Below are 26,119 nucleotides of genomic sequence, written 5' to 3'. Positions count from 1 at the left end.
GGGGAGCGGGACCTCCCCCCCCCCCCCCCCACCCCCCCCCCCCCCCCCTTCTCCCCCCCCCCCCCCCCCCCCCCCCCCCCCCCCCCCCCCCCACCCCCTCCCCCCCCCCCCCCCCCCCCCCCCCCCCCCCCCCCCCCCCCCCCCCCCCCCCCCCCCCCCCCCCCGGGCCCGGCCGGCTCGGCCACGGCGGCGGCGGCCACCGCGGCCAGGTAGCGCTCGATCGCCAGGTACTGGCAGAGCAGCGCGACCGGCCGGCCCAGCCGCGCGTACCAGGCGGTCAGCCGAGAGAACGCCGACACCTCGAACCACACCTCGCCGGCGGCGTCCATGGACACCAGGAACGCCTCTTCGCCGCACTCCGGGTGCCCGGGGAGCGTGCCGTACGCGAAGCCGATCCGGTCCGGCTCCTCGACCGTCCACACCACCCGGCACGGGATCACCAGCCGGGGCCACCGGCCGCCCGGCAGGCTCAGCCGCAGCAGCACCGTCGACCCCGGCTCGGCCGGCGCGTGCGGGTACACGGCGAAGCCGGTGCCCAGCTGGCTTCCCCAGCCGAGCACGTACCGCCCGGCCCGGGCCAGCACCTGCGGCCCGCGGCCCAGGTGCACCCGCCGCCGCAGGTGCGCGTAGCCGTCCGGCAGCGGGCCGCCGCGGGTGGCGCCGGCCTCGGGGTAGGAGGGCGCGGTGGCGCGGGCGGCGAGCAGGCGCCGCTGGAGGTCGGTGGCCATGCGGTCACCGTAGCCGGGCCTCGCGGGCCCGCCGCCGGCGGGTCGCCCGGGGCGGAGGGGGGCGGGGCGTGGGGCGGGGCGGTCCGGCGCTCGGGTCGGGCTCGGGCCGGCGGCGCCTTGCGGCGGGGGCCGGGGGCGGAGTAGGAAGGCGGCATGAGCGACAGCGCGAGGAACGAGGACACGGCGGTCTGCGAGTTCGCCCCCGACGGCGGGGTGCAGGCGGCGCAGGCGGCGCTGGTGCGCGATCCGGCGTCGACCGGGCCGCGGGCCGACTGCGTCCTGTGCGGGGAGCCGACCGAACTGCCCGCCGACCACCCGGGCAGCACGCTCTGCCCGGTCTGCACCTGGCAACAGGCCCAGCGGGTGGCCTGTTCGGGCTGATGCGACGCAGTGTGCCCTAGCCGCAATGCCACCGGCTTGACAGTGCCCGCAAGCCGTTGACCTGCGGCGATGCAGGGCCCAGAAGGCACCGGAAGGCCGCCTCAAGACCGCTGGCAGTGCCCCTGAGCGGTCCCTAGGCGTCCTCCCGCCCGGCCAGGGCCAGGGTCGAGCCGCGTCGCCCCTTGCGGACCAGGAGCTGGGCGGGGATGCGGGTGCGCAGGTCGGCGACGTGGCTGACGATGCCGACCGCCCGGTCGCGTTCGCGCAGGCCGTCGAGGACGTCCATCACCTCCTCCAGGGACTGCTCGTCGAGCGTGCCGAAGCCCTCGTCGATGAACAGGGTGTCCAGCGGCATGCCGCCGGCCTCGTCGGTGACCACGTCGGCCAGGCCCAGGGCCAGGGCGAGGGAGGCGAAGAAGCTCTCGCCCCCGGAGAGCGTCGCGGTGTCCCGCTCGGTGCCCGTCCAGGCGTCGACCACCCGCAGGGCCAGACCCGAGCGCTTGTTGCCGGTGCCCCGGTCGTCGCTGTGCACCAGGGTGTAGCGGCCGCCGGACATCCGGACCAGCCGGTCGCTGGCCGCCGCCGCGACCTGCTCCAGGCGGGCCGCCAGGACGTAGGACTCCAGGCGCATCCGGAGCCGGTTCTCGGTGGAGGTGCCGGCGGCCAGCGCCGCGAGCCGGTTGATCCGCCCGTACCGGGCCAGCGCCGGGGCCAACTCGGCTGCGAGGTCCGCTAGTTGCCGGCCGATCGAGGCCAGTGCCGCGCACCGTTCGGCGGCCGCCGAGCGGGCGGCGTGGGCCCGGCCCAGCCGGTCGGTGGCGGCGCTGAGCGCGGCCGCGGCGGCGGACAGGTCGACCGGCGGACGGGCCGCGGCCTCGGCCAGATCGGGCAGTGCGAGTTCGTGCCGGACGGCGGCGGACTCGGTTCGGTGCCGCTCCAGCCGGGCCGCCAGTCGCTCGCGCTCCGCGCGGGGGAGCAGTACGGCGAGGGCCTCCTCGGGGCTCGGGAAGCCCGCTGCGGCGGCGGCCTCGGCGAGCTCGACCTCGGCGTCCCCGAGCCGGGCCAGCGTCTGCGCGCAGGCCCGCGAGGCCTCGGCCACGGCGGCGACCCGCTCGACCAGCCGCTCCAGCGCGGCCGCCCGCGCGGCGACGGAGGCCGCCTCGCCCCGGGCCGCGGCCACCCGCGCGGCGAGTTCGTGCTGTTCGTGCTGGAGCGCCTGGAGCCGGTCGGTACGGACGGCGGCGCGCTCCCGGGCCTCGCGCAGTTCGGCGAGCCGGCGGTCCTGGTCGGCCGACAAGCGGGCGATCTCCTGCTCGACCCGGCCGAGCGCCTCCGCCGAGTGCAGCGCCTCGCGGTGCTCGCGGTCCAGCTCGGCGAGGGCCTGCGCGAGCGCGTCGGCACCCTCCGGCCCGGCCGCGCCGGTGGCGGTCGCCTCGCGGACCCGCAGCGCGGTGAGGGCCTGGTCCGCTGCCGTCCAGGCCTGTTCGGCGACGGCTTGGGCCCGGCGGGCACGCTCCTCGTCGTCGGCGCCGACCCGGCCGTCGGCGGTCTCGGCGGGTGCCGGGTGTTCGGGCGAGCCGCAGACCCGGCACGCCTCGCCCGCGCGCAGTTGCTCGGCCAGCTCGGCGGCCATGCCCGCCAGCCGCCGCTCGCGCAGGCCGAGGCCGTACTCGCGGGCGTCCAGCGCGGCGGTGCGCAGGGCGGCAGCGCGCGGCTCGGCGGCGGCGATCTCGGCCCGCAGGCCGTCGCGCTCCCGGGCGGCGTCCAGGCGGGTGCTCAACTCGACCCGTCGGCCGTCGAGTTGCTCGACCAGCGCGCCCGCCGACCGGGCCCGGTTCTGCTCCTCCTGGAGGCCTCCGAGCCGCTCGTCATACTCGGCCAGCCAGTCCTCGGCCTCCTCGGCGAACTCGTCGGCCCGCCGGCGCTCCTCGTCCAGGCTCCGCTGCTCGCGGGCGAGTTCGGCGCAGCGCCGCTCCTCCGCCCCGGCGGCCTCCAGCCGGACGAGCCCGGCCCGCAGGCCCCGTTCGGCCTCGGCCAGCTCGGCGGCCCCCGCTTCGGCCAGCGCCGGGCCCCCGGCGGCCGCGCTGCCCGCGCCGCCGTCGCCGGCCAGCACCTCGCGGTGCCGGCGCTCGGCCTCCCGGGCCCGCCGGTGCGCCTCGGCCGCGCCCTCGTGCAGCCGCAGCGCGGACTCCACCCCGACGGCCGCCTGCGCCGCCGCCAGCCGCCGGCCGTCCCGGGCCGCCTCGGGCTCGAACGCGGCCAGCCGGTCGGCCTGGAGCAGCGCCTGCCGGTGGCGGTGCTGCCGCCCGGACAGCTCCTCGGCGGCCGCTCGCTCGCCCTGGGCGGCGCGTTGCGCCTCCTCGGCGCCCGCCAGCGCCTCCCCGGCGACGGTGAACTGTTCGGCTGCGCCGCTGCGCAGGATCGCCGCCCAGCCGAGCACCCCGGCGGTCAGGTCGGCGGCGTCCTCCTCGGCCGGCACCCAGCCCTCTGCGGACTCGGCGCCGGGGCCGGCCGCCTGCTCGGCCTTGCTGGCGAGATCCCGCAGGCGGCGCCGGCCGGCCTGGACGGCGGCCTCCTGGACGCGCCGCTGCTCCGCGAGCCACCCCTCGACGTGCTGGAACCGCTCGGTGTCGAACAGGCGCCGCAGCAGCTTGCCGCGCTCCTCCGAGTCGCCCTTGAGGAAGCGGGCGAAGTCGCCCTGCGGCAGCAGCACCACCTGGCAGAACTGCTCCCGGTTCATGCCGATCAGCCGGTGGATCTCCTCCCCGGCCTCCTGGTGCGACTTGCTCACCGCCCGCCAGCCGGGCGTGCCGTCCCCCGCGTCGGCGGCCCACTCGCGCAGCAGGGTCTGCGGCCGCTCGACGGTGGTGCCGGTGCCGACCTTCTTCGGCCGCCGCTGCTCCGGCAGCCGGGTGATCTGCAGCCGCCGCCCGCCGAGCGTCAGCTCCAGCCGGACCTCGGTCAGCCTGCGCGCCTCGGCGTGGTCGCTGCGCAGCCGGTTGGCCCGCCGGGTGCCGGGGACGTCGCCGTAGAGGGCGAAGCAGACCGCGTCCAGCACGCTGCTCTTGCCCGCGCCGGTGGCGCCGCGCAGCAGGAACAGGCCGCCGGCGGCGAGCGCGTCGAAGTCGACGCTCTCGCTGCCCGCGAACGGGCCGAACGCGCTGACGGTGAGCCGGTGCAGCCTCATCGGGGCAGGTCCGCCTTCCGGTCGGTGGTCTCCCGGACGCTCTCGAACCCGGCGCGCAGCCAGCCCAGCTCGTCCGGTTCCGGCTCGGCACCCGGGCGCACGTGCCGCAGGAAGCCCTCCGCGATCTCCAGGTCGGCCCGGCCGCTGACCCGGGCCGCGTACGACCGGGAGGGCTCGGCCTCGCTCTCCTCGGGGTCGAAGAGCAGCTGGAGGGTGTGCGGGAAGCGGCGGCGCAGCTTCTCCATCGGCTCGCTCGGGCGGGCCGCGTCGGTGAGTGTCGCCTGTACCCAGGCCTGCTCGTACGGCGCGTACTCGTCCTTGGTGAGCAGCGCGTCGAGGCTGTCGCGCAGGGTGGCGAGCGGGCGCGGGCGCGGGCAGTCGACGCGCTCGGCGGCGACCGAGCCGTCGGCCGCGAGGTGGACCAGCCACATGGTCTTGCGCTGGTCCACCTCGGAGAAGGAGTAGGCGAGCGGCGAGCCGCTGTAGCGCAGGTGCGGGGCCAGGGTCTGGCAGCCGTGCAGGTGGCCGAGCGCGGCGTAGTGCACGCCGTCGAAGACGGAGGCGGGCACCGAGGCGACGCCGCCGACCGCGATGTCCCGCTCGCTGTCGCTCGCCGTCCCGCCGGTGACGAAGGCGTGCGCCAGCACCACCGCGCGGGTGCCGGCCGGGCGGGCCGCGAGATCGGCCCGGACCTGGTCCATCGCCGCGCCGAGCACCGCCGCGTGCCCGCCGCGCTCCAGCCCGAACCGCTCGCGCACCAGCGTCGGCTCCAGGTACGGCAGCCCGTAGACCGCCACCGGCCCGTGCTCGTCCGCCAGCAGCACCGGGGCGGCGCACTCGCCCGGGTCGGTGCGCAGGTGGATGCCGGCCCGGCCGATCAGCCCGGCGCCGACGCCGAGGCGGCGGGCCGAGTCGTGGTTGCCGCTGATGAACACCGTCGGCACGCCCAGCCCGGCCAGCCGGTGCAGCACGTCGTCGAACAGGGCGACCGCGTCCAGGCCCGGCAGCGCCCGGTCGTAAACGTCCCCGGCGACGAGCACGGCGTCCACGCGCTCGGCCCGGACCACGTCCACCAGGTGGTCCAGGAACGCGCGCTGGGCGTCGTGCAGGCTCTCCCGGTGGAAGGAGCGGCCCAGATGCCAGTCGGAGGTATGCAGCAGTCGCATGGTTCCCGACCTTAACGTCCGGTACTGACAGTCCCGTCCGGATCAGGAGACCCGAGGGTCTCGGGACATGCGCGTTCGATTACTCGGGGTGGATTGTCAGTGGCTCTGTGTATGTTCCTCGACGTCGGCGGTTCCGGGGTCGGGGCCGTCGGCGGTGTCCGGTGCTGGGCTAGTCGGTGGGAGGAACCATGCGGGTGTGGTCGTCGGGTCGTGAGGGCTCCGGGGTTGCGGAGCGTTGTGCGGGGCGTTGTGGGGGCCCCGGGGGTTCCGAGTGTTCCGGGGCCGTGGATGTCTTCGGGCGGTCGCGGGTCCGCCGGCGGGTGCTGCTGCGCGCCGGGCGGCGGGCCGGGGCGGACGGTGGGCCGGGCGCTCCCGGTGGGGCCCGGCCGTCCGGTGGTGACCGGCCGCCGGGAGGGCGTGCGGGCGGGGCGGGTGCACGGGGGCGCCGCGGCGGGCGGGCCCGGGGTGCTCCGCCGCCGCAGCCGGTGGCGGTCGCGCTGGCGGCGGCTGCGGCCGACTTCGCCGGCCTCGCGCGGTATGGGTTGTTCGGCCGGCTCGCCCACCAGGAGTACCTGCGGCGCTCGGAGGAGCAGCTGAGGGCCCTGCACGCGCAGGGCCTGGAGGTGCACTTGCGGGTCTTGGAGGCGGGTGACTACGAGGACTACTGCACGGCGCTCGGCCTCGACCCCCGGACGCCCGCCGCCCGGGTCGCGTACGCGGGCGATCCGGAGCTGGCCGGGGAGCCCTTCGTCTACGCGGGGGAGCGGCTGGCCGAACTGCTCCCGGTCCTGCTGGACGACCACCGGGCGCGGGTGCGGATGTCCGTCGCGGGCGTGGCCCTGCTGGAGGCGGTCGGCGACGACCCGGACGGGCAGCGGCGGCTGGCGGCGGTGATGGGGTACGTGACGTCGGTCTACCTCGCGCTGGCCGAGGGCGCGGGGGAGGGTTGCCACCTGCTGACGCTGCGCTGCCACGGCCCGGAGGACGGCGAGCAGCTCAGCTCGGCGGTGGAGGTCTGTGTGGAGGCGGGCGGCCTCTACCCCGCCGGGCGGGACACCGAGGCGTTCTGCGTCACGCTGGCGGCGGGGGTCGCCGGTGGTGGGGCGGGGGCGTTGCTGCTGCACGGCGATCCGGGCGTCCCGGCGCCCGGGGCCCCGGCCTCGGACGGGCCGTGGGTGCGCGGTTGGGCGCTGGCCGGCGGGCGGTTGCGGCCGATGACGGTGCACGAGGTGTTCGACGAGCTGGCCGACGACGCGGCGCGCGGGCTGCCGTTCCCGCCCGGGGTGGTCCCGCGACCGGGCTTCCCGCTGCCGGGCTTCCCGGAGCCCGGCTCGGCTGGGCCGGGGGAGGGGGGTGGGCCGCTGGGGTGATCAGGGGGTTTCCACCCCTGTCATCCACCATGCGGCGCTGGGGACTGTTCATCGACCGCCTGTTCGGGGAAGATTCGGAGAAGATCAACAGCAGGAGCGCGCGGTGCCCCACGCCGCCGCTCCGGCCGCTCCGCTCCGTACCGTGCTCCGCAGGTCCGTCCCGCGCACTGCCGGTCCGGCGAGCCCGACAGCGAGAGGGGGACGCATGAGCCGGATCGAGTACAGCGCGGAGATCGCCGAGCTGCTCGGCAGGGTGCGCCGGCGTCCCACGGCGGGGTGGCCGTGGCGGCCGGGCGAGCAGGTGCCCGAGGGGCTGCCGGTGAAGCAGTCCTGGGGGTGGCTGTTCGCTCCCGACGGGCGGGTGCTGACCCTGGTCAACCCCAGGGACGGGATCTGCTCGCTCCCCGGCGGATCGCTGGAGCCGGAGGACGCCGGGGATCCGGCCTCCGCGCTGGCTCGGGAGGCGGCCGAGGAGGCCCAGGCCGTGATCGGCCGACCGTACTACCTCGGTTACCTCTACGACCGGGTCGGCTCGGCCAACGGCGGGCACGAGTGCGCGCGGGTCCGGATGGCGGCGGCGCTGCGCGCGGTCGGCCCGAGCGCGGCCGACCCGGCCTCCGGCCGGCACTACCGGCGGCTGCTGGTCGCGCCCGGACTCGCCGTCGAGCTGCTCGGCTGGGGCGCGCCCGGGCTGCGCCAGGCCCGGGTGGCGGTCGCCACCGCCGCCCGCCGGCTCGGCGTGCCGGTCGCCGCGAACGAGGCGATCGAGGAGCTGCCGGTGGAGGGCTGCGTGGTCTTCCCCGGCGCCGTCTATCCGGATGCGGTGTGCTCGGACGCCGGTTACTCGGATGCCGTCCACCCGGATGCGGTGTGCCCGAGCGAGCCTCACCCGGGCCTCGCGTAGCCCGAGGAGGGGCTGCCGGGTGCCGGCGCCGTCCGTCTGATCCGTGGTCAGGGTTTCGAGCCGGAGTCGCGTGCGTCGGAGTCCGCGTGCGCTGACGCCCTTGCGCCCGGGGTCGGTTCGTGCGGGGTCGGGTCGTGTCGCGCCGGTTCGCGCCGGTTCTCGGCGCGCTGTGCCATGGCGAGCCCCGGCACCCCGCGACGCGTCGTACGGCGGGTGGCCCGGCGGTGGCCGGGCCGTAACGGTGTCCTGGCCGTGCCCTGACTACCAACTGACCACTCGCTGACTTTTTCACCGACCACTGTCTACGCGCGATGACCGACGCCGGTCGGCGTACACCGGCGCTGACCAGCGCCAACTCACGCCCTGTGGACGGTGGTTCACTTCTGCGTTGTCGGACAGCCCGTCAATGTCCTTGGCATGAGCGCTTCCCGGTTCACCTACTGCCTGGTATCACTTCTGTGACCCATACCACACCAGGAGGTGCCATGCTCCGTCCAGCTCGCGCCATGTCCGTTGCCGCGATAGCGGCTCTGCTCACTCTGACCACGTTGTTCACCGCGTCATCCGCGAATGCGGCGAGCGTCAACTACGTCGCTCTCGGGGACTCCTACTCCGCCGGTGTCGGTGCCGGCAGCTACCTGAGCGACAGCGGCAACTGCAAGCGAAGCACCAACGCCTACCCGTACCTGTGGAAGAACGCGCACTCGCCGTCGTCCTTCTCGTTCGTCGCGTGTTCCGGCGCCAGAACCGGAGACGTCCTCAGCAACCAGATCTCCGCGCTGAGCTCCAGCACCACGCTGGTCAGCCTGTCGGTCGGCGGCAACGACGCCGGCTTCGCCGACACCATGAAGACCTGCGTGCTGGAGTCGGACAGCACCTGCCTCAGCGCCGTCAGCACGGCCCAGAACTACGCCCGCAACACCCTGCCCGCCCAGCTGGACAAGGTGTACTCGACGATCCACGCCAAGGCGCCGAACGCCCACGTGGTGGTGCTGGGTTACCCGCACCTCTACAAGATCGGCGGCAGCTGCATCCTCGGCATCAGTGACACCAAGCGCGCCGCGATCAACGGCGCCGCCGACACGCTGGACGAGGTCATCGCCAAGCGGGTCGCCAACGCCGGCTTCAGCTTCGGCGACGTGCGCGGCATCTTCACCGAGCACGAGATCTGCGGCTCGCAGACCACCTGGCTGAACAGCGCCACCCTGCCGGTCGACGAGAGCTACCACCCGAAGGCCGCCGGCCAGTCCGGTGGCTACCTCCCGGTCTTCACCCAGTCGTAACGGCTTCGCGCCGGTAGGCCGTCGCTTCAGGGCGCCGCCGAACCGGCACACGGGCCGTCGACCCCTCTCCCCGAGCGCGGGGAGAGGGGCCGACGGTATTCGTGCGTCTCAGTCCCGGGCCGGACCGGGCCGCAGCGGCGGGAACGGGACCCCGGCGAGCGTCGGCAGCAGTTCCGCTTCCTCGTAGTCGAGGTGCGCCTCCAGCTCGGCCGACATCCGGTCCAACTCGGCCCGGAGCCGGTCCGGTTCGGTGACCTCGATCCCGGCCAGCAGCGCCACCAGCTCCTCCCTGATCCGCCCGATCACCAGGTGCTGTTCGCCCAGCTGTTCCAGCACCCCGGCCAGTTCCGGGTGGTTGCGCGCGAGCGCGGGGAAGATCGCGGCGTCCTCGCCGGCGTGGTGGTGCGTCAGCCCCTCGCAGAAGGCGAGGCAGCGCTGGCGCAGCTGGAGCCCGAGGCCGGCCGGTCGGCCCGCGACGTGCGAGTGCGCCTCCTCCCGGACGTGGCGCAGCTGCGCACGCAGCCAGGTGTGCGCCTCCAACAGCTTGTCGGCGAGGCTGCGCACCTCGCGCGCGGGTGTCTCGGGCCGCTCCAGGACGACCACCGGTAGTTCCCGGTCGGTGTTCGCCTGGTAGTCGCCGTACCCGGGCGCCTGCCGGACGACAGCCGCGAACAGCCGCTCCCGTCGGGCGCCTTCGGCGGGTACGGCGATCACGTCGAACGCCTCGGAGCCGAGTTCGACCCGGACCACCGGTCGGGCGAGCAGGTTGCGGTACCACTGCGGGTGGTCCGGCGCCCCGGCGGCGGAGGCGACGACCAGGAGCAGCCCCTCGGCCCGGACGTATCCGAGCGGCACGGTGTGCGGCTTGCCCGAGCCGGCCCCGGCCGTGGTGAGCAGCAGCAGGTCGCCGCCCTCGAACGGGCCGCCCACCCGCCCGCCGTTGGCGCGGAACTCCTCGATGACGCTCTGGTTGAACTGGTTGACATGGTTCGTGGACATGGGTGTGGACATGAGTGTGGGTGAAGTCTCCTACAGGGATTGGGAGTCACGGCCACACGCGGTGCATGGGCGCGCACGCGGACACCGCGGTGACCGCCTACGTCAGATCAGGGCAGCGGAGAAAGTGCTCATCGCGCATCGTCCCTCGGATAAAAGGTGCTCGCCCGGCGGCCGGCCGGCCCACTACTCTGTGGCCGGCGCCACGCTGCACGCCCCCATTAGAGCCACGCCGCGGACGCCCTGTCAACGAGCAAGATCGCCGACGAAAGTTCCCTGACCGGGATCGTCGACGAAAGGGGAGTGAACGCCGTCGTGGAGCGCATCGTCGACCTCGACCACGCCGCCGAGCGGATCGCCGCCCGGGCCGTACGCTGGCGGGCCGCCGGCCTGACGGTCGGCGCGCTCACCTGGCGCGACGCCCTGGCCCCGTGGCCGCAGCCGCTGGAGACGGACCGCGCCCGCGTCGCGGACCCGGACTCCGTCGGCGTCCAGGTCGTGGACCCGCTGTCCGGCGGCGAGCTGCACGTGGTGCTGTTCCGGGGCGGCTGGGCCGACGTCGAGTACCTCGCCGCCGGCTGGGAGGAGCAGGAAGGCGCCGAGGGCGGAGTGATCCCGGCCAACGACTTCACCGGCGCCGCCGACTTCGACGAGCGCCTGCGCGGTTGGATGGCGCACGTCTTCGGCTGATCCCGGCCGCCGGTGGACGGGAGCCCGGTGAGTGGCTGCCCCCGTCGGTGGGCTCCCTGGGGAGCCCACCGACGGCGACGCGTCAGTGCAGGTAGTCGACCAGGCCGGCCGGCTTGAGCCCGGCCGCGTCAGCGGCGGCGAGGGCGCGCTGGAGGTCGGCGGCGAGGGTGTCGGTCCAGTGCATCAGGACGACGTCGCCCGGCTGCAACAGGCCCGGGTGCCAGATGTTGGACGCGCCCCAGCTGAAGTCCGCGTCGGCGGTGAGCACGGTGCGGATGCCGCAGTTGGCGGCGGCCTGGAGGGTGTCGGCGTTCCAGGCGAAGTACGGCGGGCGGAAGGCCACCGGCGTGGTGCCGAACTGGCGGGTCATGGCGTCGCGGGCGTCGCAGATCTCGATCTGCTGCTGCTCCAGTGGCAGTTTGCTGAGGTCGGAGTGGGAGACGCTGTGGTCCTGGAGGGAGGAGCCGGGCACGGCCGTGACGCGTCGGAAGAAGTCGGGGTCGGTGCCGGCCGGCATCGGCAGCGGGAAGGCGGTGATCGGTAGCCGGTGGTCGGCGATGAACTTCTCCGCCTCGGGGGTGCGCTGCCAGCCGTCGTCGACAGTGAAGAAGACGACCTTGTCGCTGGTGGGCGCGGATCCGGCGGCCACGGCCGGGGCGGGCGCGGGGCCGTCCACCCGGACGTCGTCGACCGAGAACGGGCCCTGCTGGTACCAGCCGTGGACGTAGAGCCGGACGCTGTGCGCGTTCGGGCCGGTGGTGAACCGGGTGGTGAGCTGCTGCCAGCCGCCGCCGGTGGTCTCGGTCCAGGCCGGGGCGACGTCCCTGCCGGTGCCGGTGGCGCCCAGGTAGACGAAGGCGCCGCGGACCCAGGCCGAGGCGGTGTAGGTGGTGTTGGGCTGGACGGCCACGGTCTGCGCGCACTCGCCGGTGGAGTCGGCGGTGGCCGGCGTGACGGTGAGTGCGGAGGCGCCGGAGTGCGCGGCGGTGGTGGTGACGGCGGCCTCGGCCGGGCCGCCGGTGCACTTCCAGCCGGGGACGGCGCCCCAGTCGGAGAGGTCGGGGACGGGCAGTTCGAAGCCGGGGTTGGTGGCCAGGTTGACGGTCGGGCCGCTCGGGGTGCTCGGACCGCTCGGGGCGCCGGCCGGGGCGGGCCCGGGGGTGGCGGAGGCCGCCGGGGCGGCGAAGGCGGTGAGCAGCGCGACGGAGGCGGCCAGCGCGGACAGGCGCGTGAACTGGCGCGTGGACTGGCGCGCGGACTGGCGCGTGGACAGGCGCGCGGACGGGCGCGTGGACATCGACACGAGAGGACTCCTGCATGTGGGGGACACGCCCGTGGGGAGGGCGTGGCGGAATCGGAACCCTGGAACCGGGGCCTTGGGTCGGGCCCCTGGAACCGGGCTCGCGGGACCTGGGTGCTCCCGGAGGGGCGGGAGCGGATGGTGCGCCGCACTCGGACCGAGGAGAAACAATGGACTGGACCAATCGGCCCGTCAAGGGAACGGCCGGTGAACCGAAGCCCACCGCACCCGCCGCAAAAGGGACAAGACGATCCGTCAGGGGACGTACAACTCCGCGATGTCATCGGCGTAGTACTCGGCGATCGCCGCCCGGCGCAGCTTCAGGGAGGGCGTCAGCAGCCCCTGGTCCTGGCTGAACTCGCGGGGCAGCAGCCGGAACGCGCGGATCGACTCGGCCCGCGACACCGCCGTGTTCGCCGCCGCCACCGCGCGCTGGACCTCGGTGTGCAACTGCTCGTCCGCGAGCACCGCCCACGGGTCCAGCTGCTCCAGCCCGTGCGTCTTCAACCAGTGCGCCAGCGCCGCCGGGTCGAGCGTGATCAGCGCGGCCACGTACGGGCGGTCGTCGCCCACCACCAGGCACTGGGAGACCAGCGGATGCGCGGCCACCCGCTCCTCCAGCGCCGACGGGGCCAGGTTCTTGCCGCTGCTGGTGACGATCAGGTCCTTCTTGCGGCCGGTGATGGTCAGGTAGCCGTCCTCGTCCAGCCGGCCCAGGTCGCCCGTCCCGAACCAGCCGTCGATCAGGGACTCCGCCGTGCACTGCGGGTGGTTGAGGTAGCCGCCGAAGACCGAGCCGCCGCGCACCCAGACCTCGCCGTCGTCGGCGAGGGCCACCGACGAGCCCGGCAGCGGATGCCCGACCGTGCCCAGCTTCTGCCGCCCGATCGGGTTGGCGGTGATCGCGGCGGACGTCTCGGTCAGCCCGTAGCCCTCGTACAGGTGCAGGCCGGCGCCGGTGAAGAAGAGGCCGAGTTCGCGGCGCAGCGCGGAGCCGCCGCACATCACGCTGCGCACCCGGCCGCCGAGTACGGCCCGCAGCCGTTGGTAGACGGTCCGCTCGTAGGCGAGGTGGCGCAGCCGCAGCTTGGGGCTGGGCCCGGGTCCGCGCCCGAACGCCTTCTGCTCCCGGGCGGCGGCCCAGTCGACGGCCACCTGCCGGGCCTGTTCGAAGAGTTCGCCGCGCCCGGCGTCCTCGGCGGCCCGCCGGGCCTGCTGGAAGATCTTCTCGAAGACGTACGGGACGACGTGCAGGAAGGTCGGCCGGAAGGACTCCATCGCGGGCAGCAGGGCGTCGGTGGAGACCTCGGGGACGTGTCCGATCCGGAAGCCGCCGCGGATCGCCGCGACCTGCACGGCCCGCCCGTAGACGTGTGCCAGCGGCAGGAACAGCAGGGTGGACGGCTGTCCGCCGCCGGTGTCGTGGAAGGCCTCCCGCCAGCCGCCGAGCAGCGCGTCGGCCTCGGCGGCCAGGTTGGCGTGGGTGATCAGGCAGCCCTTGGGGCGGCCGGTGGTGCCCGAGGTGTAGACGACGGTGGCGACGTTCCCGGCCGTGACGCCGAGCCGCTGGCGGTGGACGAGCGAGTCGGGCACGTCACGGCCGTCCTCGGTGATCGCGGCGACGCAGTCGCGGTCCAGCTGCCAGATGCCGGTGAGGTCGGGCAGCGCGTCGCAGACCGCGCCGACCGTCATCGCGGCGTCCTCGTCCTCGACCAGGCAGGCCACCGCCTGGGTCTCGGCGAGGATCCAGCGCACCTGCTCGGCCGCCGCGGTGGGGTAGACCGGGACGGTGATCGCGCCGATCGACCAGAGCGCGTAGTCGAACAGCGTCCACTCGTAGCGGGTGCGGGACATCAGGGCGACCCGGTCGCCGTAGCGCACGCCCCGGGTGAGCAGGCCCTTGGCGAGGGCGAGCACCTCGTCGCGGAACTCCCGCGCGGTGACGCCCCGCCACTCGCCCCGGTGCCCGAACCGGTGCCCGTCCCGGTGCTCGGCGGGGCCGCCGGGTCCGGCGGAGTCAGCGGGGCCCGGCGGGCCGACGCGGCGGGCCAGCTGCACCAGGTCCGGTGTGCGTTCGGCGGTGTCGTACAGCGAGTCGGCGAGTCCTCCGGTGGCCTCGGGCCCGGCCACGGCGGGGGTGGTGAACTCGCGCACATTCCCCCCGTTGGCGTCTCGCGGCGGCACTGCCCGCGCCGGAACCGGTGTCGGCGCCGGAGGCCGTGGCGGCGGTGCCGGGCCGCGCAGGTGGAGCGAAACTATCGGATCGGCCTGTCACTGCCCAGGGTTGTGACCGTGACGCGACGAGATCGGCACCGGTCCCTGCGGAAGGTGTCGCCGCCGGGGAGGAACCGCGTGCGTTCGGTGATCGGGCAAACCGGGCGGCGGCGGATGATCCGGACGCGAGCCCGCAGTGACCGGGACCCGATCCTGACGTGTGCGGGGCAAGCCGGGGAAGTGGACTGGTTCGACCCTCGAACGAGTGGTCAGGGCGTAGTAGGCTCTCGCAGACCTGCGACCGGGGGCCTCCCGGCCAGGCCCGATCCGACGACGCACCATCCACGCCGACCAGCCCCGAAGCCGATCTCCGAAGCCCGCACCCGAAGTCCTTTCCGAAGCCCTTTCCCAAGCCTTTTCCGGCCGAGCCCCGCGGCTCCTCCGAACCGCTCCCCGTCCGCGCCTGGCACTTCCCGACCGAGGACTCCATGCGTCTGCGCAGCAGCTCGATCCGCGCGAAGATCATCGCGCTGCTCCTGGTGCCCATCGTCGCGCTCACCGCGCTGTGGGTGTACGCGACCTTCGCCACCACCGGAGACGTCTGGGGCCAGCTGGAGATCAGCCGTACGTACAAGGAGTTCGGGACCCCGGTCGACCAGTACGCCGACGATCTGCAGAACGAGCGCCGCGCGGCCGTCCAGCGACTGGCCGTCCCGAACTCGCAGGTCGCCACGGACGCCTACGAACACGCCAAGGCCGCCACCGATCGTAGCCTCGACGTCCTGCGGCAGAAGAAGGATCACGCGGGCGGCAAGCTCTCCAGCTCCCAGCGTGGCCGCTTCCTGCAGATCATCGCCGCCGCCGACCAGATCGGACCGCTGCGCGCGCAGGTCGGCCGCTCCGCGCTCAACTGGGAGTTCGCGCTGGGGCAGTACAGCGACCTGGTCAAGCCGGTGTTCGGCTTCCGGTCCGCCTACGTCGCCCGGCAGACCGGCCAACTCCCGCGCCAGGGAACCATCCTGATCGAGCTGGTGCGCGCCCGCGAGTACCTGGCGCAGGAGGACGCGGCGATGGAGGGCCTACGCGGCGGCGCCGCCAAGCCCACCGCCGAGCAGTACCAGATCGCCCTGGACGCCCTGCACAACCAGCAGGCCCTGTTCACCGTCTACATCGCCGAACTCGAACCCGCCGACCAGTCCGACTACATCGCCCTGCGCGGTGGCGAGGCCTGGGCCGCGCTGGCCCGCGCCGAAGCGGACTTCGTCGGCGCCGGCGGCCCCGAGCGGGTCGCCCAGGCGATCAACGGCGACTCCTGGCGGGAGACCGCCGACCGGGCGCTCGGCGACCTCACCTCGATCAACACCCGGATCGCCAACGGGATCGGCGAGCGCGAACGGTCCGCCGCGATCGGGATGCTCTGGCGGGGCGGCATCGCCGGCGCGATCGGCCTGGTCGCGGTCGTCCTGTCGGTGCTGATCTCCTTCCGGATCGGGCGCGGCCTCGCCCGCGAACTGATCGGACTGCGCAACGCGGCCAACGAACTGGCCGGCGCCCGGCTGCCCTCCGTCATGCTGCGGCTGCGCCGGGGCGAGGCGGTGGACGTCGCGGCCGAGGCGCCCGAACTACGCTTCGGGGCCGCCGAGATAGGCCAGGTCGGCCAGGCCTTCAACGCCGTCCAGCGGGCCGCCGTCGAGGCGGCGGTCGAACAGGCCGAACTGCGGCGCGGCGTCTCGGCGGTGTTCGTCAACCTGGCCCGGCGCAGTCAGGTGCTGCTGCACCGCCAGCTCACCCTGCTCGACACCATGGAGCGCCGCACCGAGAACCCGACCGAGCTGGCCGACCTCTTCAAGGTCGACCACCTCACCACGCGCATGCGGCGGCACGCCGAGGGCCTGATCATCCTCGCCGGCGGCTCGCCCGGGCGCGCCTGGCGCAAGCCGGTCCGGATGGTGGACGTGGTCCGCGCGGCGGTCGGCGAGGTCGAGGACTACGCCCGGGTGATCGTCCGGCCGTTCCCCGGCACCGGCCTGCTGGGCAGCGCCGTCGCGGACGTCACCCACCTGATCGCCGAACTCGTCGAGAACGCCGCGGTGTTCTCCCCGCCGATCACCCAAGTCACCGTCCAGGGTGAGGTGGTGCCACACGGATTCGCGCTGGAGATCGACGACCGCGGGCTCGGGCTGAGCGATCAACTCCTCGCCGACATCAACGAACGCCTCGCTGTGGAGCAGGAGTTCGACCTCGCCGACACCGACCGGCTGGGCCTGTTCGTGGTCAGCCGGCTGGCCCGGCGGCACGGCATCCGGGTCCACCTGCGCCCGTCCCCGTACGGCGGGACGACGGCGGTCGTGCTGATCCCGCGCGAACTGCTCGCCGAGGCGCCGGACGGCCTGCCCGAGCCGCCGCCCACCGGACAGCGCTCCGCCCCGGTCCGGCGCGGACAGCGCGACCTGATCGCCGTGCCCGCGCTCGGTGGTGGCGGTGGCGGTGGCGGTGGCGGTACGGCGGAGGGCTCGGCTCGGGCCGCTGCCGGTGCCGGGTCCGGGGCCGGTTCCGTTGCGGGGGAGGACGAGCGGCACCGGGGCAGCGGCGGTCCCCGGCCGTCCACGTCCGAGCCTGCCCGGACGCCGGGCGGGCTGCCGCGACGGGCCTCGCGGACCAAGGGCGGGCCGGTGCTGGTGCCCGCGCCGCCCAGGGACACCGAGGACGGTGCGGCGACGGGGCGCCACCGTCGGGACGAGCCGACCACGGCCGCTCCCGTCCTCGACGGGCCCGCGGACCCGCCGTTGGTCGCAGGCCCGCGGACCGAGGGCGGGCTGCCCCGGCGGGTCCGGCAGGCGAACCTCGCGCCGCAGCTCAAGGAACAGCTGAAGGAGCGCCTCCGGGACCGGACCGACCACGGGCCCGAGGACGAGGCCGCGCTCGCCGCCCGCCGGGCCCGGGAGGCCCAGGAGGCCGAGCGGGCGCGTGAGCGCTCGCCCGAGGAGGCGCGGGCCACCTTCGCCTCGTTCCAGCGCGGCTTCACCCGGGGGCGCGGTGCCGCCACGTCCGGGTCGGCCCCGGCGAGTGCCCGACCCGCCGCCGTACCCGTCTGGCAGCCGCCGGACCCCGCCCGGCGGGCGATCAGTCCGGCACCCGCCCCGGCGGCGCTGTCCGCGCCGTCGGACGGTGCCCGGGCGCCGCTCGCCCGTCGGGTGCCGCCCGGTCCGCCCGTCCGGCGGAACCCGGCGCCCGCACCCACGGCACGACCCGTGCCACCTGCATCAAGGGCAACACCTGAACCATGGGCAACACCTGCACCATCGGCAGCACCTGTACCAACAGCACCACCTGCACCACCCGCTCCATCGGAAGGAACTGATTCATGACCACTTCGACGCAGCCGTCCGGGGACCTCAACTGGCTCCTGGACGACCTGGTGGGGCGCGTCGCGGCCCTGCGGCACGCCGTGATCCTCTCCAGCGACGGCCTGGCCACCGGCGCCTCCCGCGACCTCGACCGCGAGGACGCCGAGCACCTGGCGGCCGTCGCGGCCGGGTTCCACAGCCTGGCCAAGGGCGCCGGCGGGCACTTCAAGGTCGGCGGGGTCCGCCAGACGATGGTGGAACTGGACGAGGCGTTCCTGTTCATCACGGCGGCCGGTGACGGCAGCTGCCTGGCCGTGCTGAGCGAGGCCGAGGCCGACATCGGCCAGATCGCCTACGAGATGGCGCTGCTGGTCAAGCGGGTCGGCGAGCACCTGGCCGCCGAGCCGCGCACCGAAGCCGCGCCGCCGGGGAGATGAGTGGTCCGATGGCGGATCCGAAGGCTGAGGCGGCGGGGTGGCCCGAGCCGGGCGGCTCGGGCGGCTCGGCCGCGTCGGCCGGGACGGCAGGTACGGCAGGGGAGGTGGCGGAGCAGATGGGCCAGGACGGGGCCGAGTCCGACCTGCTCCACCCGCGTGCCCCTGCCGACGACCGCTGGTTCGACGACGAGGCCGGCCCGGTCGTGCGGCTCTACTCGATGACCCGCGGCCGCACCCGGCCGGTCGAGGACGGCCTGTTCGACCTGATCTCGCTGATCACCGCCGCCGAGCCCGGGCCGAACGCGGGGGCCGTGCCGGCGCACGTCCTCGACCCGGAGCACCAGACCCTCCTGGCCTGGTGCCGCCGCGAGCCGCTGTCCGTCGCCGAACTCGGCTCCTACACCGACCTGCCGGTCAGCGTCGTCCGGGTGCTGCTCGGCGACCTCTACGACGCCGAGCTGATCAGCGTCACCCGACCCGTTCCGCTCGCCGAGCTGCCGGACGAGCGCCTGCTGCGAGACGTGATCAATGGACTCCGTGCGCTCTGACCACGACGGCCGCGCCGCCGCCGGCGGTACCTCTGGTGGCGGCACTCCCGGCACTCCCGGCACTCCCGGCACCCCCGTCGGCCACGGCTCCGGCGGTCGCGCCAACGACCCGCGCTGGCGCGGCGGCCCGGCCGTCGCGGTGAAGATCCTCGTCGCGGGCGGCTTCGGCGCGGGCAAGACCACGCTGGTCGGCTCGGTGAGCGAGATCCGACCGCTGCGCACCGAGGAGGAGCTCAGCGAGCTGGGCCGCCCGGTGGACGACACCTCGGGCGTGGAGGCGAAGCGCACCACCACCGTGGCGATGGACTTCGGCCGGATCGACCTGCGGCCCGGACTCGCGCTGTACCTGTTCGGCACGCCCGGGCAGGACCGGTTCTGGTTCGTCTGGGACGAGTTGGCCCGCGGCGCGCTCGGCGCACTGGTGCTCGCGGACACCCGGCGGCTGGCCGACTGCTTCCCCTCGGTCGACTTCTTCGAGCAGCGCGGCATCCCGTTCGTGGTCGCGGTGAACTGCTTCGACGGCACCGAGCGGTTCTCCCCGGACGAGGTCCGCGACGCGCTCGACCTCGACCCGGACATTCCCGTGCTGCTGTGTGACGCACGCCTGCGGGAGGACGGGAAGGAACTCCTGGTCGCGCTCGTCGAGCACGCCGCCGCCCGTCGCCACCGCGCCCCGGCCCGGACCTGACGCCGCCGCACCCCGGTCCTGGCGCCGCCGCGACCCGGTCTGACGACACCGCGCCCCCGGTTCGGCACTGCACCCGCACAGAGGCTTCACAGAGCCTCCGAGCCACCCGACGTCTCATTCGGTTGTCCGCATCCCGGACGTTCGGTGTGCCGAAGGTTGCCTAGACCGGCCCGGCGTGGAAGGCTCTGGGCACGAAAGCCGCCCGGCCATGCCGTCGGGAGGGCCGGAAACGTTCCGTTCACGAAGGCGCGCATCGACGACGACGCGCCATTGTGCAGAGCAAGGGGGAGGGCAGCAGGATGACCGTCGGCCAGCAACGTGCCACGACCGATCCCGCCCCCGTCACGCCGGTGCTCACCGTCCGCCGCTACATCGACCAGGCGCTGATCTGCAGCGCCTGTTGTCGGTGACCGGCCGGCCCCTTCCCGGTACGTCCCCGACGATCCCGGCCCACCCGGCCGCCGTCTGACGCACCGCCAATCCCGTCGACCAGGCCGTAGCGGACCCGCCCCATCCGGCGTGCCCGCGACCGCCGATCCGGACCCGCCTCGCGGAGAGACCACCAGTGAACATCGCCTGCACCAGCCCCGCCCCCGGCATCGCCGGCCGTCCCCGCTCGACCGGGGCGGCCTCCGCGCTGTGCGACGGTGGACCGGCCAGGCGGTGGAACGGGCGCGCGAACCGCGCCGGGGACAGCCACCAGGGTCACCTCGACCTTGAGCCGTTCTGGCCGTCCCGGCAGCCGCACCTGTTCGATCAGACGTGTCCGGGCTCGCCCAGCGCGTCCCGGCCCTCCGCAGGCTGATTTCGGATCAGCCCGGCAGTACGCCCGGTCGACGCGCAGACGACTCCACCCCGTCCGTCACGCGCGAAATGAGCGGCACACCATGTCTTCTTCATCCACGGCCACCCTGCCCCTGCCTTCCCCGACCCCGCACCTGCGCGCGGTCCGTTCCGTCCCCGGCGTCCTCCCGGCCGGGTCCGGCCTCTCCGGCGCGCCGGGCTCCTCCGCCTCCCCGCTGTCGCACGGCTCGCCGGCCGCCGAGCGATGGCCCGGGGGAGCGGTCCGGTCCTCCCATGCGGCCCCGTCCCGTCCGGCGGGCGCGGGCGTCGCACCCCAGCCGGGCGCGGTCCTCCCGGCCGCGCCGGCTGCCCTGCTCGCCGCGCTGCCCGAGGGCGCGACCGTCGTCGCCGCCCTGCCGCAGGGCGCGCTGCCGCAGGGTCTGCTCGCCCAGTACGGCACACAGTTCGGCGCCGGTACCGGGAACCCGATGGTCGGGTACCTGGTGCTCGTGCCGGCCGACAGCCCGGTGGCGGCGGTTCCCGGTGCGTCCCTCGGCGGGCCCTCGGCTGCGCAGCACGTCGGTGCGCACGCCGGTGCGCCCGTGAGTGTGCCCGCACAGGGCGGTGTCCGTCCGGTCCGACCGGCCGGGCGCGGTATCGCCGTCGATGCGGAGCGGCGCAACGCCTACGTCGACGGGCGGCTGCTCGACCTCACCTACCTGGAGTTCGAGCTGCTCGCCCACCTCACCGAGCACCCGCAGCGGGTGCACACCCGGGACCACCTGGTCTCGGCGGTCTGGGGTTACGGCCACGTCGGCGACGGCCGCACGGTCGACGTGCACGTCGCCCGGTTGCGCCGCAAGCTCGGACCGGTCTACCGCGACACGATCGTGACGGTCCGTCGGGTCGGCTACAAGTACACCCCGGCCGGCTGATCGGCCACTGAACCTCCTGCCGCGGCGGGTTGCCCGTGACCTCGTGGAACGGGCAGCCCGCTGCGGCATTGTGACGTGACGTCAGGCGCGCTGGTCGGGCGGCAGCAGCAGGACGGCGAGTGCGTCGGCGCAGGTGCGGGCGTGGCCCAGGAACCAGTCCAGGCGGTCGTCGGTCAGGTGCGCCGGGGTCGAGCGGACGGCCAGCGCGAACCGGGCCTGCCCGGTGCCGTCCAGGACGGGCACGGCCACCGTCCGCACCCCGGCAGCCGACTCGCCGTCGTTGAGTGCGTACCCGGAGCTCCGGACCTTCGCCAACTCCTCGTCGAGCAGCGCCGGTTCGGTGATCGTCCGGTCGGTGAACGACGGCAGCGGGCCGAGCGCCGACACCGCCGGCTCACCCGGGCGCGGCCAGGCCAGCAGCACCTTGCCGAGCGCCGTGGAGTGCAGTGGCCGGCGCAGCCCGAGGCCGGTGTCCGGGCGGACGGAGGCCCCCACCAGGATGACCGCGTGCGGACCGCTGCGGATCGCGAGGTCCGCGGTCGCACCGGTGCGTCGGGACAGCCTGTCCAACTCGGGTGCGGCCAGGTGCAGTCCGCGCTGGTGGAAGGTGAGTTGGCCGAGTTCGGCGACCGCCGGGCCGAGCCGGTAGCGCGCGGTCTGCTCGTCCTGCTCCAGGAAGCCGGCGCTCACCAGCGTCCGGGCCAGCCGGTGCGCGGTGGAGACCGAGAGGTCCATCCGGCGGGCCAGGTCGGAGGCGCTCAGGTCGGGGCCGTTGTCGTGGAAGCAGTGCAGCAGCCCCAGCGCACGCTGGACGGCCTGCGCACCGGCCGGCGGGCCCTGGACGGCGGTGGCGGCCTCGGCCATGGCACCTCGCGTTTCGGTTCGGGAATCCGGCTGGATCACCGGGAGGAGTCTCAGCGTAGGGCAGCGAGTGCTGCGGGATTGTGTCGACGACGTTGCAATGGAATGGCGTTGATGAACAAGTGATCCCACCATGTGGCAAAACCTTGCCTCCGGCTCGATCGTCGTGGAACGCTCCTCACATCGCGCCGGACGCCGGCCGCCCGGCGCACCACCCGCAACCCCGACCCGCAGGAAGGAGCGACGCCGTGACGATCCACCGGTGCCCCGCCTCCTGCGCGTGTTGTCGCTGACGCTCCCCTCGCGCCGCACCGTCCGGCGTTCCCCGCCTCGCGCGACTCACGGCCTCGCCTGTCTCGCCCGACACGCCCGTCTCGCCCGACCCGCCCGCCTCGCCATCTCGTGCAACTCCCCGACGCCGTGGGCCCCGTGACCCGCGCGGCGTGCCCAGACCCGTAGCCTTCCGGCGCCCGCCGAACCCGCCCCCTCCGCAGAGGACCACACCCCGTGCCCAGCCCTTCCCCCAGTGCCCCCGACACCCTCTGGTTCACCCGCTGCCCGGTGCCCACCGCCACCGGGATCGCCGCCGACCAGGGTTGGCTCGCCCGCGAGTTCGCAGCCGACGGTATCGCCGTCCGCTCGCTCCAGGACGCCCCGCCGGAGGTGGCCGCAGACCACCACTACACCCACGCGCTCACCGGACTGTTCCGCGAGGGCGGCAACGTCCCGGCGCTGTGGGCCCGTTCGCACGGCGAGCGGACCCGGCTGGTCGGCCTCACCTGGATCGAGGAGCGCCAGGTGGTCCTGGTCCGGGCCGGCAGCGGCATCACCGGCCCCGGCGACCTGCGCGGGTTGCGGCTGGCGGTCCCACATCATGACATCGGCATCGACTTCTGGCGGGCGATGGCCCTGGCCGGCTTCCGTGGCGCCCTCGGCCTCGCCGGGCTCACGCTGGACGATGCCGAGCTGGTCGACGTCCCGGGCCTGCCCGGCGGCGGGCAGTGGGCCGGCGAGCTGGCCGCGCTGCGGGACGGGGTGGTGGACGCCGTGTACGTGAAGGGGGCGCTCGCCGTCGAGGCGGCCCGCCGGGTCGGGGCGGAGGTGGCCGTGGAGCTGGACGCGGTGCCGGACCGCCGGGCCCGGGTCAACAACGGGACGCCCCGGCCGGTCACCGTCCACCAGCAACTGCTGGACGAGCAGCCGGAGCTGGTCGCCCGCTTCCTCGCCGTTCTGCTGGAGGCCGCCGACTGGGCGGCCGAGCACCCGGCGGAGGTGGTGCGGATCCTGCGGGCCGAGACCGGCGCGGGCGTCGAGGGCGTGGCCGGGGCGTACGCGCCGGGTAGCCACCGCACCCTGCACCTGGACCTCTCGGCGGAGCGCCTGGAGCTGCTGGCGCAGCAGGAACGATTCCTCGGGGAGCGGGGATTCCTCGCCGCCCCGGTCGACATCCCCGGCTGGGCCGACCCGGAACCACTGCGCGCCGCCCGCGAGCTGCTGCGTGAACGGCGCCGCGCCGCGGTGGGCGGCTGAGCGCCGTCGACCGCCGGCTGACAGATCACAACTAACAGATTTCAGCAGACAGATTTCAGATAACAGATTTCGAAAGTTGTCACTTGTTAGCTGTCCTTCGTTTGGAGACCCCGTGAAGACCCCCCGCTTCGCCCTCGCCGCCACCGCGCTGCTCGCCTCCACCGCACTGGCCGCCTGCGGCTCGTCCGCCGACGGGGCCAAGGCCTCCGCCGACGGCGGGGCCGGCGGCAAGGCCGACGTGGTGCTCCGCCTGCCCGACCCCGGAAACAACGGGTTCCTCGCCCGCGGCAAGAAGGACGGCTCGCTGGACAAGGCTCTGGCCGCCGTCCACGCGAAGGTCGCCTGGACCGGCAGCGCGGGCCCGTTCGCCCCGGCCGCACAGGCCCTGTCCGCCGACCAACTGGACGTCGCCCAGGGCTCGATCACCTCGGCCGTCGCCGCGCTCGCCCAGAAGCCCGGCTTCAAGCTGTTCGCCCAGACCGCGCCCGACGGCGTCGGCGAAGGGATCCTGGTGAAGAACGACTCGCCCATCAAGTCCGTCCAGGACCTGGTCGGCCGCAAGGTCGCCGTCTCCCAGGGCGGCACCAGTGAGTACCTGCTGCTCAAGGCGCTGGAGAAGAACGGCGTCCCGGCCGACAAGGTCGAACGGGTCTACCTGCGCGCCGACCAGACGGCAGGCGTCTTCAACTCCGGCCAGGTGGACGCCTGGGCGACCTGGAACACCTTCTCCACGCCCACCATCGCCAACGCCGGGGCGCACTTCCTGGCCAACGGCAAGGAGGTCGGCTCCGACAACTACGCCGTCTGGGCCGTCCGCAACGGCTTCGCCGACAAGCACCCCGAGGTGGTCAAGACCTTCTACACCTACCTGCGCGAGAACGGCCTCAAGGAGAAGGCGGACCCGGCCGCCTACCTCAACGTCTTCACCGACTCCGGCCCGACCGCCGTCACCCCCGCCGAGAAGGACATCGCGGTGAACGTCAGCGGGCAGGGCGCCGCCGCGGAGGCCATCTCCGACGCCGACACCGCCCGCTTCGGCACCGTCGCCCGGTTCTTCGCCGACCAGAAGGTCACCAAGCAACTCGTGGACGTCAAGCCGTACCTGATCGACATCAACAAGCTCGGGGACGGTGCCAAGTGACCACCGCCGCCCCCGAACGCGCCACCGACGAGACCCGAACCGCCCTCGACGCCGGACTCGTCACCCCGCACACCAGGCGGCAGCGACCCCGCCCGCGCGCCCTCGCCGTGATCCTGCGCACCCTGGGCCCGCTCGCCCTGCTCGGCGGCTGGGCGCTCGCCTCCGCCACCGGCGCCCTCACCCAGGACGTCCTCGCCTCACCCGCCCAGGTCGCCGAAGCCGTCGGCGAGTTGTGGGGCAACGGCCAGCTCGCCGATGCCCTCGGGGTCTCCCTCACCCGGGCCGGCCTCGGCCTGTTCTTCGGCGCGACCACCGGTCTGGTGCTCGGCGTGGTCACCGGCTTCACCCGGCTCGGCGAGGAACTGCTCGACTCCGCGATCCAGGTGCTGCGCACCGTCCCGTTCCTGGCGCTGGTCCCGCTGTTCATGGTGTGGTTCGGCATCACCGAGACCGCGAAGGTCGCCCTGATCGGCGTCGCCACCAGCTTCCCGATGTACGTGTCCGCTTCCGGCGGCGTCCGCAACACCGACCGCAAGCTGGTCGAGGCGATGCGCAGCTTCGGGCTCGGCCGCTGGGCCATCGTGCGCACCGTCGTCCTGCCCGGCGCGCTGCCCGCCCTGCTGTCCGGCCTGCGGCTGTCGATGACGCTCAGCGTGATCGCCCTGATCGCCGCCGAGGAGATCAACTCCACCGAGGGGATCGGATACTTGATGGCCCAGGCGCAGAACTACTCGCGCACCGACATCCTCGCCGTCTGCATCCTGATCTACGGGTTGCTCGGCCTCACCGCCGACGCGGTCGTCCGGGTCCTGGAACGCCTCCTGATGCCGTGGCGCCAGGCCGTCCAGGGGGCAGCCCGATGAGCACCGCTACCTCCACGACCTCCGCCACCTCCGCGCCTGCGACCTCCGCGCCCGCGACCGCGGCTCCGGCCGTCCACCTGCGGGGCCTGCGACGGGTGTTCGGCACCCGGGCCGTCCTCGACGGCGTCGATCTCTCCATCGCCCGGGGCGAGTTCGTCGCGCTGCTGGGCGCCAGCGGCACCGGCAAGACCACCCTGCTGCGCATCCTCGGCGCGCTCGACCGGGCCGACGAGGGCACCGTACTCGTCCCGCCGGTGCGAACGGTGGTCTTCCAGGAGCCCCGACTCGTGCCGTCCAAGCGGGTGTTGGCCAACGTCACGGTCGGCCTGCCGCGCGGCGCCGCCACCCGGGAGACCGGACTCAAGGCGCTCGCCGAGGTCGGCCTCGACAAGCACGCCGACGCCTGGCCGGCCACCCTCTCGGGCGGCGAGGCGCAGCGCGTCGCCCTCGCCAGGGCCCTCGTCCGCGAACCCCAACTGCTGCTGCTCGACGAGCCGTTCGCCGCACTGGACGCGCTCACCCGACTGCGCATGCAGGACCTGGTCGGTGACCTCGTCCGCCGCCACCGCCCCGCCGTGCTGCTGGTCACCCACGACGTGGAGGAGGCCGTCCGGCTCGCCGACCGCGTCGCCGTCCTGCGCGACGGCCTGCTCGTGCGCGACGAGCCGGTCGCCGTCGACCACCCCCGCGACCCCGCAGACCCGGCCTTCGCCGACCTGCGCCGCCGACTGCTGGCCGACCTCGGCGTCCACTGACCCGTAATCGGC

The 26,119-nt window shown here is 74.6% G+C and carries 21 protein-coding genes; 14 read left to right on the top strand and 7 right to left on the bottom strand.

Annotated elements, in window-relative coordinates:
• On the bottom strand, nt 1-728 hold a 728-nt coding region (locus tag AC07AL_RS03285), incomplete at its 3' end, for a DUF1990 family protein (RefSeq protein WP_478316697.1).
• A 153-nt stretch (nt 729-881) separates the two neighbouring features.
• Between AC07AL_RS03285 and AC07AL_RS03280 the strand changes: the two genes are divergently transcribed.
• The gene (locus AC07AL_RS03280; protein ID WP_363627559.1) at nt 882-1,109 is read left to right on the top strand and encodes a hypothetical protein; all 228 of its coding nucleotides are present in this window, start codon (nt 882-884) and stop codon (nt 1,107-1,109) included.
• A gap of 133 nt (nt 1,110-1,242) precedes the next feature.
• On the opposite strand, the gene AC07AL_RS03275 is transcribed toward AC07AL_RS03280, so the two are convergent.
• Both AC07AL_RS03275 and AC07AL_RS03270 read right to left on the bottom strand, forming a co-directional pair.
• Nucleotides 1,243-4,296, bottom strand: a complete 3,054-nt coding sequence (locus tag AC07AL_RS03275; protein ID WP_478316634.1) for an AAA family ATPase — start codon at nt 4,294-4,296, stop codon at nt 1,243-1,245.
• Nucleotides 4,293-5,462, bottom strand: a complete 1,170-nt coding sequence (locus tag AC07AL_RS03270) for an exonuclease SbcCD subunit D (protein WP_478316632.1) — start codon at nt 5,460-5,462, stop codon at nt 4,293-4,295. The genes AC07AL_RS03275 and AC07AL_RS03270 overlap by 4 nt, the downstream gene beginning before the upstream one ends.
• A 485-nt stretch (nt 5,463-5,947) precedes the next feature.
• On the opposite strand from AC07AL_RS03270, the gene AC07AL_RS03265 reads away from it, so the two are divergent.
• From AC07AL_RS03265 to AC07AL_RS03255, 3 genes are all read left to right on the top strand, one after another.
• Nucleotides 5,948-6,832, top strand: a complete 885-nt coding sequence (locus tag AC07AL_RS03265; RefSeq protein ID WP_363579317.1) for a hypothetical protein — start codon at nt 5,948-5,950, stop codon at nt 6,830-6,832.
• Nucleotides 6,833-7,037: 205 nt separating this feature from the next.
• A complete protein-coding gene (locus tag AC07AL_RS03260) occupies nt 7,038-7,736 on the top strand; it encodes a hypothetical protein (protein ID WP_400804974.1) in 699 nt (232 codons plus the stop codon).
• Between the two features lie 485 nt (nt 7,737-8,221).
• Nucleotides 8,222-9,019, top strand: coding sequence for an SGNH/GDSL hydrolase family protein (locus AC07AL_RS03255; protein WP_478316630.1), 798 nt, complete (start codon nt 8,222-8,224; stop codon nt 9,017-9,019).
• 108 nt (nt 9,020-9,127) lie between these two features.
• Here AC07AL_RS03255 and AC07AL_RS03250 read toward each other — a convergent pair whose 3' ends face one another.
• Nucleotides 9,128-10,018, bottom strand: coding sequence for a nitroreductase/quinone reductase family protein (locus tag AC07AL_RS03250; RefSeq protein WP_478316628.1), 891 nt, complete (start codon nt 10,016-10,018; stop codon nt 9,128-9,130).
• A gap of 300 nt (nt 10,019-10,318) precedes the next feature.
• On the opposite strand from AC07AL_RS03250, the gene AC07AL_RS03245 reads away from it, so the two are divergent.
• Complete coding sequence (locus AC07AL_RS03245) at nt 10,319-10,705, top strand: hypothetical protein (RefSeq protein WP_478316626.1); 387 nt, start codon at nt 10,319-10,321, stop codon at nt 10,703-10,705.
• Between the two features lie 82 nt (nt 10,706-10,787).
• Here the strand turns inward: AC07AL_RS03245 and AC07AL_RS03240 are convergent, their stop codons facing one another.
• Both AC07AL_RS03240 and AC07AL_RS03235 read right to left on the bottom strand, forming a co-directional pair.
• On the bottom strand, nt 10,788-12,002 hold the full coding sequence (locus AC07AL_RS03240; protein WP_478316695.1) for a polysaccharide deacetylase family protein: 1,215 nt from the start codon (nt 12,000-12,002) through the stop codon (nt 10,788-10,790).
• Between the two features lie 258 nt (nt 12,003-12,260).
• Nucleotides 12,261-14,159: an AMP-dependent synthetase/ligase gene (locus AC07AL_RS03235; protein ID WP_363579309.1), complete on the bottom strand. Its 1,899-nt coding sequence runs from the start codon at nt 14,157-14,159 to the stop codon at nt 12,261-12,263.
• 548 nt (nt 14,160-14,707) lie between these two features.
• Here AC07AL_RS03235 and AC07AL_RS03230 point away from each other — a divergent pair.
• The 5 genes from AC07AL_RS03230 (at nt 14,708) to AC07AL_RS03210 (ending at nt 20,957) form a co-directional block, all read left to right on the top strand.
• Nucleotides 14,708-17,587, top strand: a complete 2,880-nt coding sequence (locus AC07AL_RS03230; protein WP_478316624.1) for a sensor histidine kinase — start codon at nt 14,708-14,710, stop codon at nt 17,585-17,587.
• Entirely contained in the window at nt 17,584-18,003 is a 420-nt protein-coding gene (locus AC07AL_RS03225) for a roadblock/LC7 domain-containing protein (RefSeq protein ID WP_063349983.1), read from the top strand. The genes AC07AL_RS03230 and AC07AL_RS03225 overlap by 4 nt, the downstream gene beginning before the upstream one ends.
• A gap of 8 nt (nt 18,004-18,011) precedes the next feature.
• Nucleotides 18,012-18,551: a DUF742 domain-containing protein gene (locus AC07AL_RS03220; RefSeq protein WP_478316622.1), complete on the top strand. Its 540-nt coding sequence runs from the start codon at nt 18,012-18,014 to the stop codon at nt 18,549-18,551.
• 139 nt (nt 18,552-18,690) lie between these two features.
• Nucleotides 18,691-19,239 carry a GTP-binding protein gene (locus AC07AL_RS03215; protein ID WP_350875683.1) on the top strand — a complete coding sequence of 183 codons (549 nt, stop codon included), beginning with the start codon at nt 18,691-18,693 and terminating at the stop codon, nt 19,237-19,239.
• A gap of 887 nt (nt 19,240-20,126) precedes the next feature.
• Complete coding sequence (locus tag AC07AL_RS03210; RefSeq protein ID WP_400804987.1) at nt 20,127-20,957, top strand: winged helix-turn-helix domain-containing protein; 831 nt, start codon at nt 20,127-20,129, stop codon at nt 20,955-20,957.
• An 81-nt stretch (nt 20,958-21,038) separates the two neighbouring features.
• Here AC07AL_RS03210 and AC07AL_RS03205 read toward each other — a convergent pair whose 3' ends face one another.
• Nucleotides 21,039-21,821, bottom strand: coding sequence for an IclR family transcriptional regulator (locus AC07AL_RS03205; protein WP_363579304.1), 783 nt, complete (start codon nt 21,819-21,821; stop codon nt 21,039-21,041).
• 504 nt (nt 21,822-22,325) lie between these two features.
• Between AC07AL_RS03205 and AC07AL_RS03200 the strand changes: the two genes are divergently transcribed.
• The 4 genes from AC07AL_RS03200 to AC07AL_RS03185 all read left to right on the top strand — a co-directional run bounded on the left by AC07AL_RS03200 (nt 22,326) and on the right by AC07AL_RS03185 (nt 26,107).
• Nucleotides 22,326-23,348 carry an ABC transporter substrate-binding protein gene (locus AC07AL_RS03200; protein WP_478316619.1) on the top strand — a complete coding sequence of 341 codons (1,023 nt, stop codon included), beginning with the start codon at nt 22,326-22,328 and terminating at the stop codon, nt 23,346-23,348.
• A 112-nt stretch (nt 23,349-23,460) separates the two neighbouring features.
• Nucleotides 23,461-24,489 carry an NrtA/SsuA/CpmA family ABC transporter substrate-binding protein gene (locus AC07AL_RS03195; protein ID WP_363579300.1) on the top strand — a complete coding sequence of 343 codons (1,029 nt, stop codon included), beginning with the start codon at nt 23,461-23,463 and terminating at the stop codon, nt 24,487-24,489.
• Nucleotides 24,486-25,352, top strand: a complete 867-nt coding sequence (locus AC07AL_RS03190; RefSeq protein ID WP_363579298.1) for an ABC transporter permease — start codon at nt 24,486-24,488, stop codon at nt 25,350-25,352. The genes AC07AL_RS03195 and AC07AL_RS03190 overlap by 4 nt, the downstream gene beginning before the upstream one ends.
• Nucleotides 25,349-26,107 (top strand): ABC transporter ATP-binding protein, encoded by a 759-nt coding sequence (locus tag AC07AL_RS03185; RefSeq protein ID WP_400804990.1) that lies wholly within the window; start codon nt 25,349-25,351, stop codon nt 26,105-26,107. The genes AC07AL_RS03190 and AC07AL_RS03185 overlap by 4 nt, the downstream gene beginning before the upstream one ends.
• Nucleotides 26,108-26,119: the final 12 nt, after the last annotated feature.

The sequence above is a fragment of the Kitasatospora sp. NPDC043949 genome (assembly GCF_056435365.1).
This window is presented reverse-complemented; position numbering and strand designations above follow the sequence as displayed.

What these genes read in the sequence shown, in the direction of transcription:
- AC07AL_RS03280 (WP_363627559.1), top strand. Translation starts at nt 882, where the DNA reads ATGAGCGACAGCGCGAGGAACGAGGACACGGCGGTCTGCGAGTTCGCC.
- AC07AL_RS03275 (WP_478316634.1), bottom strand. Translation starts at nt 4,296, where the DNA reads ATGAGGCTGCACCGGCTCACCGTCAGCGCGTTCGGCCCGTTCGCGGGC.
- AC07AL_RS03270 (WP_478316632.1), bottom strand. Translation starts at nt 5,462, where the DNA reads ATGCGACTGCTGCATACCTCCGACTGGCATCTGGGCCGCTCCTTCCAC.
- AC07AL_RS03260 (WP_400804974.1), top strand. Translation starts at nt 7,038, where the DNA reads ATGAGCCGGATCGAGTACAGCGCGGAGATCGCCGAGCTGCTCGGCAGG.
- AC07AL_RS03255 (WP_478316630.1), top strand. Translation starts at nt 8,222, where the DNA reads ATGCTCCGTCCAGCTCGCGCCATGTCCGTTGCCGCGATAGCGGCTCTG.
- AC07AL_RS03250 (WP_478316628.1), bottom strand. Translation starts at nt 10,018, where the DNA reads ATGTCCACGAACCATGTCAACCAGTTCAACCAGAGCGTCATCGAGGAG.
- AC07AL_RS03240 (WP_478316695.1), bottom strand. Translation starts at nt 12,002, where the DNA reads ATGTCCACGCGCCCGTCCGCGCGCCTGTCCACGCGCCAGTCCGCGCGC.
- AC07AL_RS03230 (WP_478316624.1), top strand. Translation starts at nt 14,708, where the DNA reads ATGCGTCTGCGCAGCAGCTCGATCCGCGCGAAGATCATCGCGCTGCTC.
- AC07AL_RS03225 (WP_063349983.1), top strand. Translation starts at nt 17,584, where the DNA reads ATGACCACTTCGACGCAGCCGTCCGGGGACCTCAACTGGCTCCTGGAC.
- AC07AL_RS03220 (WP_478316622.1), top strand. Translation starts at nt 18,012, where the DNA reads ATGGCGGATCCGAAGGCTGAGGCGGCGGGGTGGCCCGAGCCGGGCGGC.
- AC07AL_RS03210 (WP_400804987.1), top strand. Translation starts at nt 20,127, where the DNA reads ATGTCTTCTTCATCCACGGCCACCCTGCCCCTGCCTTCCCCGACCCCG.
- AC07AL_RS03205 (WP_363579304.1), bottom strand. Translation starts at nt 21,821, where the DNA reads ATGGCCGAGGCCGCCACCGCCGTCCAGGGCCCGCCGGCCGGTGCGCAG.
- AC07AL_RS03185 (WP_400804990.1), top strand. Translation starts at nt 25,349, where the DNA reads ATGAGCACCGCTACCTCCACGACCTCCGCCACCTCCGCGCCTGCGACC.